The organism is Ferrigenium straubiae (assembly GCF_051257895.1).
GTDB lineage: Bacteria > Pseudomonadota > Gammaproteobacteria > Burkholderiales > Gallionellaceae > Gallionella > Gallionella straubiae.
In genome coordinates this window covers 29,623-47,000 of sequence record NZ_CP194331.1, presented here as the reverse complement: position 1 = coordinate 47,000, position 17,378 = coordinate 29,623, and the positions used below count along the sequence as shown (strand labels likewise).

Sequence of the window (17,378 nt, the reverse complement as noted above, 5' to 3'; positions counted from 1 at the left end):
TCAATTACGACCGTAGTTTTCTTCACGGATGATGCGCGGCGTCACTTCGCGCGGCTCGATCGACACCGGTTGATACACGACGCGCTGCTGCTCGGGGTCGTAGCGCATTTCCACATGACCGGACAGCGGGAAATCCTTGCGGAACGGGTTGCCGACGAAGCCGTAGTCGGTCAGGAGGCGGCGCAGATCGGGGTGGCCGGTGAACACGATGCCGTAAAGATCGAAGGCCTCGCGCTCATACCAGTTGGCGCAAGGCCAGATGTCGGTGACGGATTCCAGAACCGGAAAATCGTCATCCTCGGCGAAGATGCGCACCCGCAGGCGAACGTTGTGCACTACGGACAACAGGTGGTAGACGATGGCGAAGCGCCGGCCTTCCCAGGCACCATCGCCATAAGTGGAGTAATCCACGCCGCACAGATCGATCATCTGATCGAAACCTGCCGCATCACGCAGGCGCGTCAGCGTGTCCAGCATCCCGGCAGACTTGACCACCACGGTCAACTCACCCAGCTTCTCCTCCATACCGGCCAGCCTGTCGCCAAGCAAACCCGTCAGACTGGTACGCAACGTACTCAAATCAGCAGCCATAGTTAACCCTAACGTGCAATGGTATTGGTTCGTTTGATCTTGTTCTGCAGCTGGATGACGCCGTACAGCAGCGCCTCGGCTGTCGGCGGGCACCCCGGTACGTACACGTCCACCGGCACGATACGGTCGCAGCCGCGCACTACCGAGTAGGAATAGTGGTAATAGCCGCCGCCGTTCGCGCACGAACCCATGGAAATCACCCAGCGCGGCTCGGCCATCTGGTCGTATACCTTGCGCAATGCCGGCGCCATCTTGTTGCACAGCGTGCCGGCCACCACCATCACGTCAGACTGGCGCGGGCTGGGGCGAAAAACCACGCCGAAGCGATCCAGATCGTAGCGTGCCGCGCCGGCATGCATCATCTCCACCGCGCAGCAGGCCAGCCCGAAAGTCATCGGCCAAAGCGATCCGGTGCGAGTGTAATTGATGATGGTGTCGAGCGTCGTGGTGACAACACCCTTTTCCAGGATGCCTTCAATGCCCATGAGTAATCCCCTCTATTTTTCCGATACTGTCTTGGATGCCGTACCAATTCAGGCATTCAACGGCAATCGCGGACGGTCGCATCCCCGCTATGCGGGGCCCCTGCTTCCTGCTCATGCCGTTACTCCCATTCCAGCGCTCCTTTCATCCATTCGTAGATAAAGCCAACCACGAGGATGGCCAGAAAGATCATCATGGAAACAAAACCGAAGGTGCCGATTTCCTTGAGCACGACCGCCCAGGGGAAGAGGAAGGCAATTTCAAGATCGAACAGGATGAACAGGATGGCGACAAGGTAGTAGCGCACATCGAATTTCATGCGCGCATCTTCGAAAGCCTCGAAGCCGCATTCATAGGGGGAAAGTTTTTGACTATCGGGGCGATTGGGTGAGACCAGCTTGCCCAGTACTACCGGAGCCACGCCCATCACGACACCAATACAGATGAACAGCAGCACCGGAAAATAATTTTCCAACATTGAGCTTCCTCCCTGGATTTGGTGTGATTCGCCGGTTCGCCCGGAATCACTTTTTTATTGTTTAAGTTGCGCCGGCAATCTTTTGTGCCAGCCTATATTTATATTCTGGTGCGGATGGGGAGACTCGAACTCCCACGCCCTTTCGAGCACAAGCACCTCAAGCTTGCGTGTCTACCAATTCCACCACAACCGCTATACTACTGCAAAATTATTTTGGAATCTCCCTGGACTTCGAGTCGTCGACGGGGTTAGCCGCGGGGGCCGCCGGCGCCGCATCAATGGTGGCCGGCTTTACTTTATCCATTACTCCCTGTTGTTGCGCGGGATGCGCATAAATATAAGTCAGTGCCAGACTGGTGATGAAAAACAGCGTCGCAGCGACTGCCGTGCTGCGGCTGAGAAAATTCGCGGAGCCGCTGGAACCGAACAGGCTGCCGGCCGAACCGCTACCGAATGCCGCCCCCATGTCTGCACCCTTGCCATGCTGCATCAGCACCAAGCCGATCAGCACTACGGCCGTCAAGACATGCACTACCCAAACCAATGTTTCCACGCACTGCTCCTAAAACGGAATACCAGAATACTATACCAAAATGCTATACAAAAAGCAGAATCAAACTTGACCGGCACGGCAAATCGCCAAAAACTCATCCGCCACCAGGGAAGCACCGCCGATCAACCCGCCATCGATATCCGGCATCGCGAACAGTTCAACTGCGTTATTTGCCTTCACGCTGCCTCCGTAAAGTATACACAACTCCGCCGCAATTTGACTATCGTGAGTTGCGATACGCTGGCGTATAAAGGCGTGCACAGCCTGAGCCTGTGCCGCAGTGGCGGTTTTCCCGGTGCCGATCGCCCATACCGGCTCATAGGCCACCACCGCATTATGCAACACCTGCACTCCGCCCAACTGTATCAGAGCATCCAGTTGCCCGGCAACCACACTCTCGGTAACGCCACTTACGCGCTGCTCCAGCGTCTCGCCCACGCACAGGATAGGCGTAATCCCCGCCTGCTGCGCGGCCAGGAATTTCTCGGCTACCAGACGGCTGCTCTCGTTATAGCAGGTCCGCCGCTCAGAATGTCCAACGATTACATGGCTGCAGCCGAAATCACGCAGCATCGAGGCGGATACTTCGCCGGTATAGGCGCCTTTTTCCAGTTGATGCACATCCTGCGCCCCCCATCCCACCGCGCTACCGGACAATTCCTGCTGTGCCTGGGCCAAATAAGGGAATGGCACGCAAACCGCGCAATCGACATTCCGGATATGCTCCATTCCGCGGCGCACGGCATCCAGCAACTCGGCGTTCTGCGCCAGCGCACCGTACATCTTCCAATTTCCGGCAACCAGTTTGCGACGCACCGTAATCAACCCCGAGTAATCAAGGGGCGCAATCCTACCCGTGAACAAATGAACGGTCAATGAAACAAAACCGTGCACAAATCCGGTTGATCTACGTCAGGTTAGCGCAAGTGGCTGCATGGCAGAATAACGGGTATTCTGAGGCTCGGTGCAGCTTTGGGTATGCGGCAAATTGCCATATGCCGAAAATTGTTTTTTAAGCGCATAATTAGCCATGCTCAGAAGGTAAAAATGAAATCCCGCAACCCTCGCCATGATGAATATCACGCGCTTGCCGAATTGCACCCACAGCAAATTCCCGGCCTGACCTTGAACAAACAGGGGTCAACTGCAACTTCAGGAAGCCACTCATGAAAAATCCAAACTTGCCATCCAGGCAACTGCACAATCAGCAGCCTCGCACCCAAAGCAAACCGGCGCGCAATATATTCGCCGTAACGGGCGTATTGATTGTGATCATCGCACTGTTCAATTTCAATCTCCTCAACAACTCCTACACGGAAATAAAAACCGTTCGGCACGAAATCGCCGGGCTGGAATACTCCCATCAAATCGCCCGGACGATAGAACACCTGCAACTGCACCGCGGCCTGACTGCCGGTTATCTGGGTGGAAATGCGTTCCTCAGGGAATCGATCGTTGCCGAAGAGGCGCAGATCGAGGCACAAATCAGGGCCGTTGACGCCTTGGCCGCAAATACCGGCTTTACGTTGAGCCCCGCCGACGACGGCAATTGGGCACTCATCAAGACCGGCTGGCATGCGCTGCAGGAGCGCTCCGCAGCCCTCTCCATGAAGGAGAGCTTCGATTTGCACAGCAGCCTGATCGGCAAGGCCATCCGCCTGCTGGGCGATGTTTCGGATCATTCCGGCTTGACCACCGACAAGGATATCGGCATCAACCACCTGGGCAACCTGACCACCTTCGCCATCCCCAACCTGATCGAGCATCTGGGGCAACTGCGGGCAGGCGTCATGGCCGTGATGTCCCGAGAAAAAATTGCCGACGGGGACAAGGCGAACCTGAACAACCCGAAGGCGCAGATAAACGAGGCCATGGAACATGTCCGGCACGATCTGGCCGCGGTAACGGCGGCAAATCCGGAGATCGACTCCAGAATCGGCAAGTTCTCACCGGAGCTGGCGCTGAATATCGATGAAGTTTTCAGGCTGGCCGACGAAATAGCCCTTGCGCGCGGAGCCAGGGTCAGGGCGGACCGGCTTTTCCTGAAATTCTCGGTCCCCGTAAAAAACGGCTATACCCTGCTTAACGTCACCAACGACCTTGTAAAAACCAGCCTGAATTCCAGGTTGGAGCGTCAATACAAATGGTTTTACCTGAACCTGGCCTTCTCCGCCGCGGGCATCCTTCTCCTGGTTTACCTGGTGCGATGGGCAAGGAATTCCATCGCCAACGGAATCCGGCGCATGGAACTGGATTCGAGAAAGTTAAAAGTCGCGAACAGCAAGCTGGGCAGGACCATCGGGGAACTGGAAAAGGCCGGTGAGCAGCTGCAACTGGCCGCACAGGTATTCGAGAACAGCAGGGATGCCATCACCATCACCGACTCGCGGGGCGTCATCATCGCCGTCAACGAGGCTTTCACCGCGATTACCGGCTATGCGGCGGCGGAGATCCTCGGCAAAAACCCCAAAATCCTGCAATCGGGACGGCATGATGCGGAATATTACCGGGTCATGTGGGCAGCCATCCGGGAAAACGGATACTGGCAGGGCGAAATCTGGAACAAGCGCAAGAACGGGGAAATCTACCCCGAGTGGCTGAAAATAACCGCAGTAAAAAACCGGTCGCAGCACACGACCAATTACATCGCCGTCTTCAGCGACATCACCGACGACGTCAGGGCGGCGGAGCGCATCCAGCGCCTTGCGTACTACGACACGCTGACCGACCTGCCCAATCGCGCCCTGCTGTCGGACCGGCTCGATCTCGCGATTGCGCATGCAAAGCGCGCCGGCTTCAAATGCGCGGTTCTGTTCCTGGACATGGATCGCTTCAAGAACATCAACGATGCGCTGGGCCATTCGATCGGCGACCAGTTGCTGCAATCCGTGGCGATGCGCCTCAAGGAATGCGTGCGCGAGGTGGACACCGTGGCGCGCATGGGAGGCGACGAGTTTGTCGTGATCCTCGACAGCATGGCGGAAACCGACAGCATCATGCCGGTGGCGAAAAAAATACTCTACTCCCTGAGCCAGCCCTATGAGGTCGAGGGGCACAGCATCCGGGCCACTCCAAGCATCGGGATCAGCGTCTATCCCGATGACGGCACCGACCACGAATCGCTGATCATGAGCGCGGACTCCGCGATGTATCACGCCAAGGAAAACGGGCGCAACGACTTCCGCTTCTTTACCCCGGACATGAAGACGAGGGTGGAGGAAAAACTGTTCATCGAGTCGGACCTGCGCAAGGGGCTGGAACTCGACCAATTCGTGCTGCATTACCAGCCGCAGGTGGACATCAAGACGGGGCATATCGTCGGAGCCGAAGCCCTCGTCCGCTGGAACCATCCGGTGGCCGGGCTGATTTCCCCGGCAAAATTCATCCCTATTGCGGAAGAAAGCGGCCTGATCATCCCCCTGGGGGAATGGATACTGAACGAGGCGTGCCGGCAAAACCTGGCATGGCAGAATGCCGGGCTTCCTCCCGTTTCGATTGCAATCAACCTGTCTGCGGTCCAGTTCAGGCAGCAGAACCTGTGCCGCCTGATCAACGACACGCTCAACAATACCGGGCTTGCGCCGCATTATCTCGAGCTGGAATTGACCGAGGGGCTGGTGATGAGCAATACCGAATCCGCGGTCGCGACGCTCAATTGCTTCAAGGAGATGGGGGTGCGCATCTCCATTGACGATTTCGGCACCGGATATTCCAGCCTGAGTTACTTAAAGCATTTCCCGATCGATTACCTGAAAATCGACCAGTCGTTTGTGAGGGACATCACCACCAACCCGGACGATGCGGCGATTACCACCGCCATCATCAACATGGCGCAAGGCCTCAATCTCAGGACCATAGCCGAAGGCGTGGAAACGGCGGAACAGCTGACCTTCCTCCGCCTGCACTCATGCGATGTGGTGCAGGGATATTATTTCAGCAAACCGGTTCCGGCGGCAGAGTTTGCCGAAATCCTGCGAATGAGCTATCTGTCCAAGAGCGTCGCCTGGCGCGGCAAGCTCGGAGTGCTCGATCAGGCCCTCCAGTGAGTCCCCGCGGATAAACTTGCGGGGCGCGATTCACCGCGCCCTTTTCCAACGACAATCCGGTCAGACCTTGAAGCGATCGACCGAATCCTTGAGCGCGCCGGACAACCTGTCGAGCTGGCTTGCCGTATCGCTGCTCGAAGCAGTTGCGGCGCTGTTCTCCTCGGCCATCTGGGCGATCTTCTCGATATTCGTCGCAACCTGGTGAATCGCAGCATCCTGTTCGCGTACCGCATCGGCGATACTTTGCACATTGTTCGCCACCTCGCGCGCATCTTCACCGATGCGGTGCAGCGCAGCCTCCGACCTGCCAACCAGTTCAAGGCTTTCCGTCACCTGGGTATTGGCCTGCTGCATCCCCGTGACGGTCTCGCCGATGTGATTCTGGATATCGCCAATGAGCGAGGCAATTTCCGTAGTTGCCTTTGACGTGCGCTCGGCAAGCTTGCGCACCTCGTCCGCCACGACCGCGAAACCTCTCCCCTGCTCGCCCGCGCGCGCCGCTTCGATCGCGGCATTCAAGGCCAGCAGGTTGGTCTGGTCGGCGACTTCCTTGATTACCTGAACGATACCGCCGATCCTCTTCGAACTTTCGTCGAGCCGCCCCACGTTACTGCCCGACTCGCGGATCAGTGTAGCAATACCGTTCACGTTTTTCACCGTCTCTGTCATGACAGTGAGCGCCATTTCGGTTCCGGCGCGGGATTTTTCGACAATCTCCCCTGCGGCGCGCGCATTCGATGCAGTTTCGCTGACGCTCACTGAGACTTCTTCGATGGCGGCAGCAACCGACGAGGCCGCATCCGCCTGCGCGGATGAGCTCTTGCTGACCTGTTCGCTTGAAGCGGCCAGCACACCGGATGCATCGGCGATGCTCTCGCTTGAGTGGGTAGTGTGCGCGATGATGTCGCGGAACTTGCCCATCAGATGGTTGATCGCCTGGCCGACGCGCGCCGTTTCCTGCGTACCTTCCTCCGGAATGCGGCGAGTAAAATCGTCATGTGTCACCGCATATTCGGCCGCATCCACCACGGCCGTCAGCGGGCGGCTCACGCTGCGTGCCACCCATACCGACACCGCCACGGCGATGACAATCGCCAGGATAGCCAGAATCAGCTGCGTCAGCAGCTGCGTGCGGCTGGCGGATAATTGACTGTTGACGTCGGCATTGATATTTTTCGTGAGCAGTTGTTCGACTTCATACAAACCGTTGATCTTATCGGTGATGCGCTTGAACCACACCGCCGAATCCACCTCGAACCCGCCCTGGATGGAGCGCTCGGCCATGATGTTGCGCATGCGCTGCACCTCCTGCGCCGCCTCGCCGTCGAGTACCGTTCTCAGCGCCGCCTTTTCCTGCTCGCTCGCGGAGTCCACGAACGAATCCAGGTAGGCATCCTGTTTGTTGATCTTTCCGAGGATGGTGCGGAATTGCGCGGGTTCGACCTTGTTGGCGACGAACACCGGCACGGTCAATGCGCGCTCCTGCCCGGCATTTTCCTTGGCATTGGAGAAATTATGGTAAGTCAGTAACTTACGCGCAATATCCGGGTCGCTATTGTATGCGGCGGCGGTACTCATCACCTCCAGGAGGTGTGCGATGGTGCCGGTGAAGAAAGCGGATGCCTCCCCGGCAGGGATGGTGTATTGATTGGCTTGGTCGCGCGTCCGGGACAACCCTTCGAGCTTGCGTTGCGCCTCTTCGACGGCTTTTTTCAGCCCCGGCATCGAGCCGGTGTCGATCCCGTCGATCAATCGTTTATAAGACGCCAGCTTCTCGTCGGTCTTGGCACGAGTGCCCGGCAGCGTATCCGCGAACTTCTGGCCATTCGACTGGACGAAGCCGGCTGTAGCACCGCGCTCGATCTGCATGGGATGGATCAAATCGCCCGCCGCCACCGCCACTTCCATGATGCTGCGCGCCTGAACCGCGCTTTGATACCTAACAAAACTGTCCCAGATCAGCATGCCGGAAGACAGGATCAGCGCGATGACAGGCACCGCCGTCAACAAAGTGAGGCGTTGCATGATAGTCGAATGTGTCATTACTCCCTCCAGTTTTATAGTTTTATTTAATTAAACTTTTATATCCGTCGCCCGGGCAAAATTTTGCTGCCCAAGGCGGCAGAATTTCTGCAGGATACCGGAATGCATCGTAATCAACCCGCATCAAAAGCGAATCGGCGATTAGGTACGAAAAGGCCGGCTATTTCCACCGCGCCGGGCTGACACGAGGCGCAAGCACGGAGCAGTTGCCTGTGCTTCCTCAGATGACCGCCATATCCCGGCAAACCCCGCCCAGTAATGCCTCGAATTCCTCTACCGATATGGGCTTGCTGATCAAATAACCCTGGTATGCCATGCAGCCGTGCCGCTTGAGGAATTCCATCTGCGCTTCGGTTTCCACGCCTTCGGCAATGACGTTCAGGCTGAAATTATGCGCCATGTCGATGATGGTTTGCACCATCACGGCATCGTTCGGGTCGGTCGCGATGTCGCGCACGAAGCTCCGGTCTATCTTGAGTTGGTCGAGCGGCAGCTGCTTCAGGTAGGACAGCGACGAATAGCCCGTACCAAAGTCATCCATCGACAACCCGACCCCGAGCGCCTTCAAGGCATGCATTTTTGCCACGATGTCGTCCAGGTCTTCCAGCACCACGCTCTCGGTCAACTCCAGCTTGAGGCGCGACGGATCGATGCGGTGCTCCCTGATGACCGCCGCCACCCTGTCCACAAAATCAACCAGTTTGAACTGCCGGGCGCTGACGTTCGCGGCCAGCGTCAGCTTGCGCTTCTGCTCGTCATTGCTCCACAGGGCGAGCTGCCGGCAAGCCGTTTCGAGCACCCAATGGCCGATATCGAGAATCAGCGAGCTCTCTTCGGCAACAGGAATAAACTGGCCTGGAGAAACCATGCCGCGTTGCGGATGAATCCAGCGCACCAGCGCCTCGGCACCGAGGATGTGTCCGGTATCGTCGATCTGCGCCTGGTAATGCAGGCTGAACTGCCGTTCAGCCAGCGCATGGCGCAAATCCGATTCCATGGTCAGGCGCGCCTCCAGGATGGCCTGCATCTCCGGATCGAAGAAACGCACGGCGTTCCGGCCAGCCCCTTTCGCCTGGTACATGGCGATGTCCGCATATTTAAGCAGGGTCTCCGCGCTGGCCTCACGGCCGATAAACAGGTTGACCCCGATGCTGGCCGTGCTGTGAAATTCAAACTCCTTGATTGAGCATGGCTGATTGATGATTGTGCGGATTTTCTCGCCCACTTCCTCGGCCTGCGCCGCGGCGTGCTCCGCCCGGCCCCCCAGATCCTCCAGCATCACCACGAATTCGTCGCCGCCGAGCCGTGCCACCGTATCGCCTTCGCGCACGCAGGATTGCAGGCGCCGCGCTATTTCGATCAGCAGCAGATCGCCGTAATCATGCCCTTTGGTGTCGTTGATAGCCTTGAAGTTGTCGAGGTCGATGAACATGATTGCGCCATGCCTGCCGCTGCGCGCGCTGGTTGCCAATGCGTGTTGCAGACGATCGAGCAACAGGCGGCGGTTGGGCAGATTGGTCAGCGGATCGAAAAAAGCGAGACGATTGATTTCGCCTTCCGCCTTCTTGCGCTCCGTAATGTCGAAAAACGAGCCCACGTAATGGGTGAGCGTGCCATCCGGTGCGGTTACGGCCGTCACCGTCAGCCACTTCGGGTAAGTCTCGCCGTTCTTGCGCTTGTCCAGCATCTCCCCGCTCCATTTCCCTTCGCGGAAAATGGTTGCCCACATCTCATCATAAAAGACCTTGGGCCTCTTCTCCGCCCTGAGGATATTGGGGTTGCGGCCGATGACTTCCTCCGCCGTATAGCCGGTAATATCCTGGAAAGCCTGGTTGACCCGCAGGATCTTTGGATGGCAATCGGTAATCACAATCGCCTCATGCGTCTCGAAGGCAATCGCGGAAATGCGCAAGTCTTCCGCCACGCCGGCCAGTTGCTCGTGCGCCAGCCACTCGATGTCCTGTTTTCTCCACCATGTCCACAGGATGGTTCCGGCGCCCAGGATAAAAAACGCGGCAATGACCCAGATGATCGATTGCAGGCGCCGGACATCCTCCAGCACTTCGTCCGTCTCCATCTTGACCACCATGCCCCATGTGGTATCCGGCACGGCGATGTTGTAGGCCAGCACCGGCCTGCCGCGGTAGTCGAAGGCCTCCAGCGCGCCGTAATAACTCTTCATCATCTCCTTGGTCGGAACGGTGAGCGCGTTCATGCCACCGTCGATCGGCAACCGGAACTTGAGCGCGGCATCCTTCCGGTAGCGCAATTCATTGAGGAACAGCACATCGCCGCCGTCCCGGGTGACCAGCAGGATTTCGCCGGTCCTGCTTTCCACCGGCCAGGACTGGATCAGAGAGAACAGGAAACGCAAATCGTCGCGCAACACCAGAACCCCCATGACGGCCGAGGTATCCGGATTCACGATGGGAACGAAAGTGTCCAGCATCGGTTTGTCCGGTGCGGAGGGGTCGCCGAAGTAGATCGGCGAATTGCCGAGGAGGTTTTCCTTGATTGCGCGCAAGGCAATGGATTTGCCTGCTTCGGACAGCCCGGTATGTTTCCCGCTGCCGAAGCGGATGTTCGCCTTGCCGTCCAGCAGCAGTACCCCGCCGTACTGATAAGCGGACACCGCGGTCTCCAGCGGCTGCCGCACTGCAGCCAGTATGTTGCTGGACGGGTTTTCCAGCCAATGACGAACCGGAGAGTTGCTCAGGAATTTTGCGGCAACCTGAGCATCCCCCCGGCGTTCATGAAAATACGTCTGGATCTGGCCGATCTTGAGCTTGCCGATGCCATGCAAATTCTCGTACGCATGGTCTTTTTCGATGTTCTCGAACTTGTCGACCAGGTAATAGCTTGCTACCCCGACGAGAATGACGAAGTTGATGAATAAGGCGATCGCTACCGCTGCGGGGTATCGACCGGCTATGCTTCTTCTATACATCCGTTCGATTTCCCGTCAGCAGCAATCATGATTCCGTGAGGGTGGCTTTCGGCGTCAGGCTGCCTGCACGGCAATCCGGTCGCGCTGCGCGATGATGCGGTTGTGCTCGTCCACGTAAACGAGTTGTGGATGGAATTTCTGCAATTCCAGTTCGGTGTACATGGCATAGGTGGCGATAATCAGGATATCGCCCGGATTGGCCTTGTGCGCGGCCGCGCCGTTCACGGAAATCACGCCGGAACCGCGCTGTGCGCGGATCGCGTAAGTGGTGAAACGCTCGCCGTTGGTGACGTTGTAAATGTCGATCTGCTGGTATTCCCTGATATCGGCGGCGTCCAGCAAATCGTCGTCGATCGCACAGGAACCTTCATAGTGCAACTCGGAGTGCGTGACGCGCACCCGGTGCAACTTGGCTTTGAGCATGATTCTTTGCATGTGGCACTTCCCTTTCTGACGGGCGCAATTATATAGCAATCAACCGGCCGAGTAATCAACCAGCCAGGCTAACCTCGACATTGTCCAGCAATCGGGTATTGCCCAGTTTTGCCGCCGCCAGGATCACCAGATCGCGCTGCGACCGGCCGGCCGGCCGCAGGTCGGACTGGTTGCGCACCGCCACGTAATCCACCAGCCAGCCCCTCGCGGCGAGAGTTTCGACCGCTTTTTCCTGCAATCGTTCAAAATCGCGCCCGCCTTCCAGGATGGCCTGTTTGATCCCTTGCAGCGTGCGGTGCAGGAAAACCGCCTCGCCGCGCTCGGCTTCGCTCAAATACTGGTTGCGCGAGCTCAGCGCCAGGCCGTCCGCCGCGCGCACCGTCTCCCCGCCGACAATGCGAACCGGAAGATTGAACTGCGCAACCATCTGCCGAATGATGTGCAGCTGCTGGTAGTCCTTCTTGCCGAACAGCGCGACCTGCGGCTGCACGATGTCGAGCAGCTTCAGCACCACGGTCGCCATGCCGCGGAAGTGCCCGGGGCGCGACGCGCCACACAGCTCGTTGGCAACCGGCGGCGGCTCGACGAACACGGTTTGCTGAACGGGGTACATCTCGTTGACCGCAGGCGCAAATACCACGTCCACCAAGCCTTGCAGCTTGGCGCAGTCCGCCTCCAGCGTGCGCGGATAGCGATCGAAATCCTCGCTCGGGCCGAATTGCAGCGGGTTGACGAAGATGCTCGCCACCACGCAACTGCCGTGCCCGCGCGCCAGCTTCACCAGGTTGAGATGCCCCTCGTGCAGGTTGCCCATGGTCGGCACGAAGGCGACGGCGCGCTCCGTGGCCAGCCGCGCGCGCAGTTCGGCGATGGTCTGGATAACTTGCATCAGAAGCTGTGTTCCTGAGCCGGAAAGCTGCCCGCCTTCACCTCGGCGACATAGTTCTTCACCGCGGCCGCGATGCTGTCCGCACCCTGCAGAAAGTTTTTCGCGAAGCGCGCCTTTTTGCCCGGGTAAATGTCCAGCATGTCGTACAGCACCAGCACCTGGCCGGAGCAGTCCGCACCCGCGCCGATACCGATGGTGGGAATGGAAAGCGCGGCGGTGATCTCCGCCGCCAGCAGCGCGGGCATAGTTTCCAGCACCAGCATCCCCGCGCCGGCCCGCTCCAGTGCCGCCGCATCCTCCAGCAATTGCTGCGCGGCGGCAGGTTCCCTGCCCTGCACGCGGTAGCCGCCCATCTGGTGCACCGATTGCGGCGTCAGGCCGATGTGCCCGCACACCGGGATACCCCGCCCGGTGAGGAACTCCACCGTCTCGGCCATCTCGACGCCGCCCTCCAGCTTGACCATCTGCGCGCCCGCCGCCATCAGCCTTGCGGCATGAACAAAGGTTTCCTGCGGGCTGACCTGGAACGTGCCGAACGGCATGTCAGCGACGATAAACGATTGCCTGGCTCCGCGCACCACGCAGGCGGTGTGGTAGGCCATGTCGTCCAGCGTAACCGGCAGGGTAGTCTCATGTCCCTGCAGCACCATGCCGAGCGAATCGCCGACCAGCAGCGCGTCCACGCCCTGCGCCTCGAGCAGCGCGGCAAAGCTCGCGTCGTAACAGGTCAGCACGGCGATCTTCTCGCCCTTGGCGCGCATCGTCTGTAATGCAGTCAACGTGGTTCTCATTATCATTCTCCCCGGCTGAAAAATTCGCGCGGCCCGCGCATTTCCCCGATGCGTTGCAGCAGCAGGGCGAAATCTCCCTCCTCCTCGAAGTTCAGGTGCTCGGTGTTCACCGTCAGCACCGGCGTCGCATCGTAATGGTAGAAGAAATCGCTGTAACCCTGCGCCACGCGCAGTAAATAATCTTCGGAAATGGCCTGTTCGTAAGGCTTGGCGCGGCGGCGCACGCGTTCCGCCAGCGTCTCCGGCGCGGCCTGCAGGTAGATCACCAGATCCGGCGCGGGCGCCTGCAATTGCAGAGTGTGGTAAATCTGCTGGTACAGCGCAAACTCCGCATCGTTCAGATTCAGCCGCGCAAACAGCGGGTCCTTATCGAACAGGTAATCCGCCACCGTGCTCGATTGGAACATATCCATCTGCGCCAGGTCGCGCACTTCGTTGCCGCGCTGGAACAGGAAAAACAGTTGCGTCGCGAGCGCATGGCGCGGCGGGTCCTGGTAGAACCGGGCGAGGAAGGGGTTTTCATCCGGCTTTTCCAGCAGCGCCGCAGCGCCGGTGTGCTGCGCGAGACGGCGCGCAAGGCTGGTCTTGCCCGCGCCGATCGGCCCTTCCACCACCACGTAACGGTATTTTTCAGGCAGCATCGGCGAGCCTCTCCAATACCTGATCCCGGCAATCCTGCAACGCCTGCCGTGCCTTGCCGATGCCGGGGATGACGGCATCCGGCGCGACCTCCAGCAGCGGTTGCAGCACGAAGGCGCGCAAGTGCATCTGCGGGTGCGGAATGGTCAGGCCGTGCTCATGCATGCGCACATCGTCGTACAGCAGCACATCCAGGTCAAGGGTGCGCGGCGCGTTGCGGAAGGTGCGCTCGCGGCCGTGTTCATGTTCGATTTGCAGGAGGGCTTGCAGCAGGGCCTGCGGGGCCAGCGCCGTTTCGATCTCCGCGACCGCGTTCACGAACTCGGGCTGGTCCGCATAGCCCAGCGGCGCGCTGCGGTACAGCGATGAGCGGGCGACGAGGCGCGTATCCGGCAGCCGGCCAAGCTCGGCAAAGGCGCGCTGCAACTGGCTATGCGGGTCTTCCAGGTTGCTGCCCAGCCCGATGAAAGCGGTGTGCGGCATTATTCTGCCGGTTCTTCCGGCGCGGCGGACTCCGGCTTCCTGCGCGGCTTGCGGCGGCGGCGCTTTTTCTCTCCCGCTTGTTCCGGCTGCAGCATTTCAGCCTGCCGCTCGGGGCTGGCATCCTGGAATTCGTCCCACCACAGCCCAAGTTTTTCGTCCGCTTCGCCGCTGGCGCAGCGCAGCAGCAGGAAGTCGAATGCGGCGCGGAAACGCGGCTGCTCCAGCAGGCGGAACGGGCGCTGCCCGCTGCGCTGTTCGAAGCGCTGTTGCATCAGCCAGATTTCCTTCATCACCGCATCGTGGCGGTGCGGGATCGCGAGCTGCGCCTTCTGTTTGTCGAGCACCTCGTCCATCGCCGCATGCATCGCGGGAATGGGGCGCTCGCCCTGCTGCTGGCGCAGTTTCCATGCCGCCAGCACCTCGTGCCACAGCAGCGCGGCAAACAGGAACGCGGGCGAGACCGGCTTGTCCTGGCTGAGCCGCTCGTCGGTGTTGCGCAGCGCGAGCATGACGAACTTCTCGCCCATCGGCTGCTCCAGGATCACGTCCAGCAGCGGCAGCAGGCCGTGGTGCAGGTGCATCTTGCGCAACTGCTGGATGCACTCCACCGAATGCCCGGACAGCAGCATCTTCAGCACCTCGTCGAGCAGGCGCGCCTGCGGCACGTTGTCGAGCAAATCTTTCATCTTCGCGATCGGCGCGGCGGTCGCGGCATCGACCTTCATGCCGAGCTTGGCGGACAGGCGCACCGCGCGCAGCATGCGCACCGGGTCTTCGCGGTAGCGCGTCGCGGGGTCGCCGATCATGCGCAGCACAAGTTTGCGGGTATCGGCGCAGCCCTTGTGGTAATCGTGGATTTCCTGCGTGGCCGGGTCGTAGAACAGCGCGTTGGCGGTGAAGTCGCGCCGCGCCGCATCCTGCTCCTGGTCGCCGAACTGGTTGTCGCGCAGCAGGCGGCCGTGCTCATCGGTCTGCGCGTCTTCGGCCTCGATCATGCTGCGGAAGGTCGAGACCTCGACCACCTCCTCGCCGAACATAACATGCACGATCTGGAAGCGCCGCCCGATGATGCGCGAGCGGCGGAACACGCGGCGCACCTCCTCGGGCGTGGCGTTGGTCGCCACGTCGAAATCCTTGGGCACGCAGCCCAGCAGCAGGTCGCGCACCGCGCCGCCCACCACGAAGGCCTGGTAGCCCGCCGCCTGCAGGCCGTCGGTGACTTTGCGCGCGCCGTAGCTGATCTGCTCGCGCGCCACGCCATGCAACTCGAACGGGATGATCTGCGCGTTCCCCGCCGACCTGGTTTTTGCCGGCTTGCCGAATACGCGCTTGAGGAGTTTTTTGATCATTCAGTCTTTATAAAATGGAGCGCGTATGGCCGCGCAAGAGGGGGCGAATTATACACTGCCTCGATTTCCCGTCCCCAATGAAAAACGCGCCTTGCGGCGCGTTTCCGGGTGCGGCGGCAATCAGCCCTTGAGGCAGGTGCTCATGAACTTCTTGCGCTCATCACCCATCAGCCCCTTGGCCTTGGCGTCGGCATTGCAGCCCTTCATCCTGTCCTGCTGTGTGGACGAGGCTGCGGGGATGGCAGGAGAAGCGGGTTTGGCCGGAGTTGCCGCGGCCGCCTCGGATTTCAGCACGTAATCCTTGGACAGGCATTTCTTCATGAACGCCTTGCGTTCATCACCCTTCATGCCCGTCGCCTCCTTGCTGCAGCCCTTCATCTTCTCGCCGGCCGCGAAAGCCGGAGTCGAAACGGTAAACGCAAAACCCAGACAAGCCAGTGCAATCATTCTCTTCATGGGAATCTCCTCAGAGTAATTGACGACGATTAACGGGATGAACAACCCCGTGCGCGCAACGTACTCCGCGCCACGCAGAGGGTCAATATGCCGAAATGCATAGATAATTCGGCCTAGCTGGGTAGGCGTCGTGGCATGGCTGAAAATTCGATGCGAAGCTGAGCTAGCTCAAGCGACTCCCTTTAATTGCAAGTTCTATCCATCAAATCACGCCCAAATGTTCCGTGAGGGCTAATCCAACCACATTTATAAAAAATCAGCTCTTCACAGCCTGCTCCGCTTCCAACCCCCAACGTTATCGGTTCACGGACGATTGTGCGAAAATGTGAAGGCAGCCCACTACTGTTCCGCCTCTTAACAGTCTCGGCGCTTAAAACTGGCGCTGCTCGCTCTGGCAGGCTTAATTGATTTTCGTTGTATCCGCCTATCATTACATTCGTCTCCTTAAGTTCAGAAGGAAATTCATTGACTGAAATCCATTGCCAATTAGTCCCGTCAAATTTAAAAAAAACATAGGGCGGATTCGGCCTGCCCCATTTATTGTAGGCATGACAAAATCTTGGGCTAGCTGCGATGTAAGGAATGTCGTCCAGAATATCCAGAAGCAGAAGGCTGAGATTGTCTTCCCGTCCTTTCCCAAAATCACTTTTCCAAATAACATTCTTATTTGTCCTTGGAATCGTAAAGCTAATAGCCTCTTCCACACGTAGCGCTGGCTGACCGATTTCACGAAAACCCAATGGATCATCACGCTGAGTGCGGCTCACAATTAATTTTTCCCCATTATGTAATACCACTTCCTCCTTCCATCTCATCGTCGATGAATTCGCATTCATGCCCGCCCCCATCATCAACAGCAACCCGAGCTTCACGATTTGCTTCAGCCACCGTTGAGAAGTCATCGATGAAATAAAAGGGAACAGCTTCGCATCATGTCTCTTCATTTTACCCTTCCTGTTTGAGTAGCTCATGACACCGTACCCCGCGCTTGCGGCAGGGTCAATATGCCGAAATGCATAGATAATCCGGCTTGACCGGAAGGGAAGGTGCGGGGGTCTGATTAGCCGCGCAGCCCGCCGATCCAGCGGGCATAGAGCCGCGCCGCGACCGCGTGCAGGCGCGGCAGCTCGTCCGCAGCCTGGCGCTGCATCCCAAAACCAAAGGGGTCAGCTTCGCATTATCTTTTTTCATTTCT

Annotated in this window: 16 protein-coding genes and 1 tRNA gene; 1 reads left to right on the top strand and 16 read right to left on the bottom strand. The window is 58.9% G+C overall.

Features of this window, described 5'->3' with window-relative positions:
• The 6 genes from ACRRNM_RS00245 to tpiA all read right to left on the bottom strand — a co-directional run bounded on the left by ACRRNM_RS00245 (window position 1) and on the right by tpiA (window position 2,921).
• Window positions 1-591: an NADH-quinone oxidoreductase subunit C gene (locus tag ACRRNM_RS00245; RefSeq protein WP_435626242.1), complete on the bottom strand. Its 591-nt coding sequence runs from the start codon at window positions 589-591 to the stop codon at window positions 1-3.
• Window positions 592-599: 8 nt separating this feature from the next.
• A complete protein-coding gene (locus ACRRNM_RS00240) occupies window positions 600-1,076 on the bottom strand; it encodes a NuoB/complex I 20 kDa subunit family protein (RefSeq protein ID WP_435626241.1) in 477 nt (158 codons plus the stop codon).
• 119 nt (window positions 1,077-1,195) lie between these two features.
• Window positions 1,196-1,552, bottom strand: coding sequence for an NADH-quinone oxidoreductase subunit A (locus ACRRNM_RS00235; protein WP_435626240.1), 357 nt, complete (start codon window positions 1,550-1,552; stop codon window positions 1,196-1,198).
• Window positions 1,553-1,658: 106 nt separating this feature from the next.
• Window positions 1,659-1,745, bottom strand: a tRNA-Leu gene (locus tag ACRRNM_RS00230).
• 15 nt (window positions 1,746-1,760) lie between these two features.
• Window positions 1,761-2,105: a preprotein translocase subunit SecG gene (gene secG / locus ACRRNM_RS00225; protein WP_435626239.1), complete on the bottom strand. Its 345-nt coding sequence runs from the start codon at window positions 2,103-2,105 to the stop codon at window positions 1,761-1,763.
• A 60-nt stretch (window positions 2,106-2,165) separates the two neighbouring features.
• A complete protein-coding gene (tpiA, locus tag ACRRNM_RS00220) occupies window positions 2,166-2,921 on the bottom strand; it encodes a triose-phosphate isomerase (RefSeq protein WP_435628615.1) in 756 nt (251 codons plus the stop codon).
• Window positions 2,922-3,271: 350 nt separating this feature from the next.
• On the opposite strand from tpiA, the gene ACRRNM_RS00215 reads away from it, so the two are divergent.
• Window positions 3,272-6,151 (top strand): EAL domain-containing protein, encoded by a 2,880-nt coding sequence (locus ACRRNM_RS00215; protein ID WP_435626238.1) that lies wholly within the window; start codon window positions 3,272-3,274, stop codon window positions 6,149-6,151.
• A gap of 60 nt (window positions 6,152-6,211) precedes the next feature.
• Here the strand turns inward: ACRRNM_RS00215 and ACRRNM_RS00210 are convergent, their stop codons facing one another.
• From ACRRNM_RS00210 to ACRRNM_RS00165, 10 genes are all read right to left on the bottom strand, one after another.
• Window positions 6,212-8,194: a methyl-accepting chemotaxis protein gene (locus ACRRNM_RS00210; RefSeq protein WP_435626237.1), complete on the bottom strand. Its 1,983-nt coding sequence runs from the start codon at window positions 8,192-8,194 to the stop codon at window positions 6,212-6,214.
• A gap of 220 nt (window positions 8,195-8,414) precedes the next feature.
• Entirely contained in the window at window positions 8,415-10,271 is a 1,857-nt protein-coding gene (locus ACRRNM_RS00205; protein WP_435628614.1) for a putative bifunctional diguanylate cyclase/phosphodiesterase, read from the bottom strand.
• 924 nt (window positions 10,272-11,195) lie between these two features.
• On the bottom strand, window positions 11,196-11,576 hold the full coding sequence (gene panD, locus ACRRNM_RS00200; protein WP_435626236.1) for an aspartate 1-decarboxylase: 381 nt from the start codon (window positions 11,574-11,576) through the stop codon (window positions 11,196-11,198).
• Window positions 11,577-11,631: 55 nt separating this feature from the next.
• Window positions 11,632-12,465, bottom strand: coding sequence for a pantoate--beta-alanine ligase (gene panC, locus ACRRNM_RS00195; RefSeq protein ID WP_435626235.1), 834 nt, complete (start codon window positions 12,463-12,465; stop codon window positions 11,632-11,634).
• Window positions 12,465-13,256, bottom strand: a complete 792-nt coding sequence (gene panB, locus ACRRNM_RS00190; protein ID WP_435626234.1) for a 3-methyl-2-oxobutanoate hydroxymethyltransferase — start codon at window positions 13,254-13,256, stop codon at window positions 12,465-12,467. Before panB ends, panC begins: the two co-directional genes overlap by 1 nt.
• 2 nt (window positions 13,257-13,258) lie before the next feature.
• Window positions 13,259-13,897: a deoxynucleoside kinase gene (locus tag ACRRNM_RS00185; protein WP_435626233.1), complete on the bottom strand. Its 639-nt coding sequence runs from the start codon at window positions 13,895-13,897 to the stop codon at window positions 13,259-13,261.
• The gene (gene folK, locus ACRRNM_RS00180; protein WP_435626232.1) at window positions 13,887-14,378 is read right to left on the bottom strand and encodes a 2-amino-4-hydroxy-6-hydroxymethyldihydropteridine diphosphokinase; all 492 of its coding nucleotides are present in this window, start codon (window positions 14,376-14,378) and stop codon (window positions 13,887-13,889) included. Before folK ends, ACRRNM_RS00185 begins: the two co-directional genes overlap by 11 nt.
• Window positions 14,378-15,727, bottom strand: a complete 1,350-nt coding sequence (pcnB, locus tag ACRRNM_RS00175) for a polynucleotide adenylyltransferase PcnB (RefSeq protein WP_435626231.1) — start codon at window positions 15,725-15,727, stop codon at window positions 14,378-14,380. Before pcnB ends, folK begins: the two co-directional genes overlap by 1 nt.
• 120 nt (window positions 15,728-15,847) lie before the next feature.
• Complete coding sequence (locus ACRRNM_RS00170; RefSeq protein WP_435626230.1) at window positions 15,848-16,183, bottom strand: PsiF family protein; 336 nt, start codon at window positions 16,181-16,183, stop codon at window positions 15,848-15,850.
• A 182-nt stretch (window positions 16,184-16,365) separates the two neighbouring features.
• The gene (locus ACRRNM_RS00165; protein WP_435626229.1) at window positions 16,366-17,127 is read right to left on the bottom strand and encodes a hypothetical protein; all 762 of its coding nucleotides are present in this window, start codon (window positions 17,125-17,127) and stop codon (window positions 16,366-16,368) included.
• Window positions 17,128-17,378 lie beyond the last annotated feature (251 nt).

What these genes read in the sequence shown, in the direction of transcription:
- ACRRNM_RS00245 (WP_435626242.1), bottom strand. Translation starts at nt 591, where the DNA reads ATGGCTGCTGATTTGAGTACGTTGCGTACCAGTCTGACGGGTTTGCTT.
- ACRRNM_RS00240 (WP_435626241.1), bottom strand. Translation starts at nt 1,076, where the DNA reads ATGGGCATTGAAGGCATCCTGGAAAAGGGTGTTGTCACCACGACGCTC.
- ACRRNM_RS00235 (WP_435626240.1), bottom strand. Translation starts at nt 1,552, where the DNA reads ATGTTGGAAAATTATTTTCCGGTGCTGCTGTTCATCTGTATTGGTGTC.
- ACRRNM_RS00215 (WP_435626238.1), top strand. Translation starts at nt 3,272, where the DNA reads ATGAAAAATCCAAACTTGCCATCCAGGCAACTGCACAATCAGCAGCCT.
- ACRRNM_RS00210 (WP_435626237.1), bottom strand. Translation starts at nt 8,194, where the DNA reads ATGACACATTCGACTATCATGCAACGCCTCACTTTGTTGACGGCGGTG.
- ACRRNM_RS00205 (WP_435628614.1), bottom strand. Translation starts at nt 10,271, where the DNA reads ATGGAGACGGACGAAGTGCTGGAGGATGTCCGGCGCCTGCAATCGATC.
- panD (WP_435626236.1), bottom strand. Translation starts at nt 11,576, where the DNA reads ATGCAAAGAATCATGCTCAAAGCCAAGTTGCACCGGGTGCGCGTCACG.
- panC (WP_435626235.1), bottom strand. Translation starts at nt 12,465, where the DNA reads ATGCAAGTTATCCAGACCATCGCCGAACTGCGCGCGCGGCTGGCCACG.
- panB (WP_435626234.1), bottom strand. Translation starts at nt 13,256, where the DNA reads ATGAGAACCACGTTGACTGCATTACAGACGATGCGCGCCAAGGGCGAG.
- ACRRNM_RS00185 (WP_435626233.1), bottom strand. Translation starts at nt 13,897, where the DNA reads ATGCTGCCTGAAAAATACCGTTACGTGGTGGTGGAAGGGCCGATCGGC.
- folK (WP_435626232.1), bottom strand. Translation starts at nt 14,378, where the DNA reads ATGCCGCACACCGCTTTCATCGGGCTGGGCAGCAACCTGGAAGACCCG.
- pcnB (WP_435626231.1), bottom strand. Translation starts at nt 15,727, where the DNA reads ATGATCAAAAAACTCCTCAAGCGCGTATTCGGCAAGCCGGCAAAAACC.
- ACRRNM_RS00170 (WP_435626230.1), bottom strand. Translation starts at nt 16,183, where the DNA reads ATGAAGAGAATGATTGCACTGGCTTGTCTGGGTTTTGCGTTTACCGTT.
- ACRRNM_RS00165 (WP_435626229.1), bottom strand. Translation starts at nt 17,127, where the DNA reads ATGAAGAGACATGATGCGAAGCTGTTCCCTTTTATTTCATCGATGACT.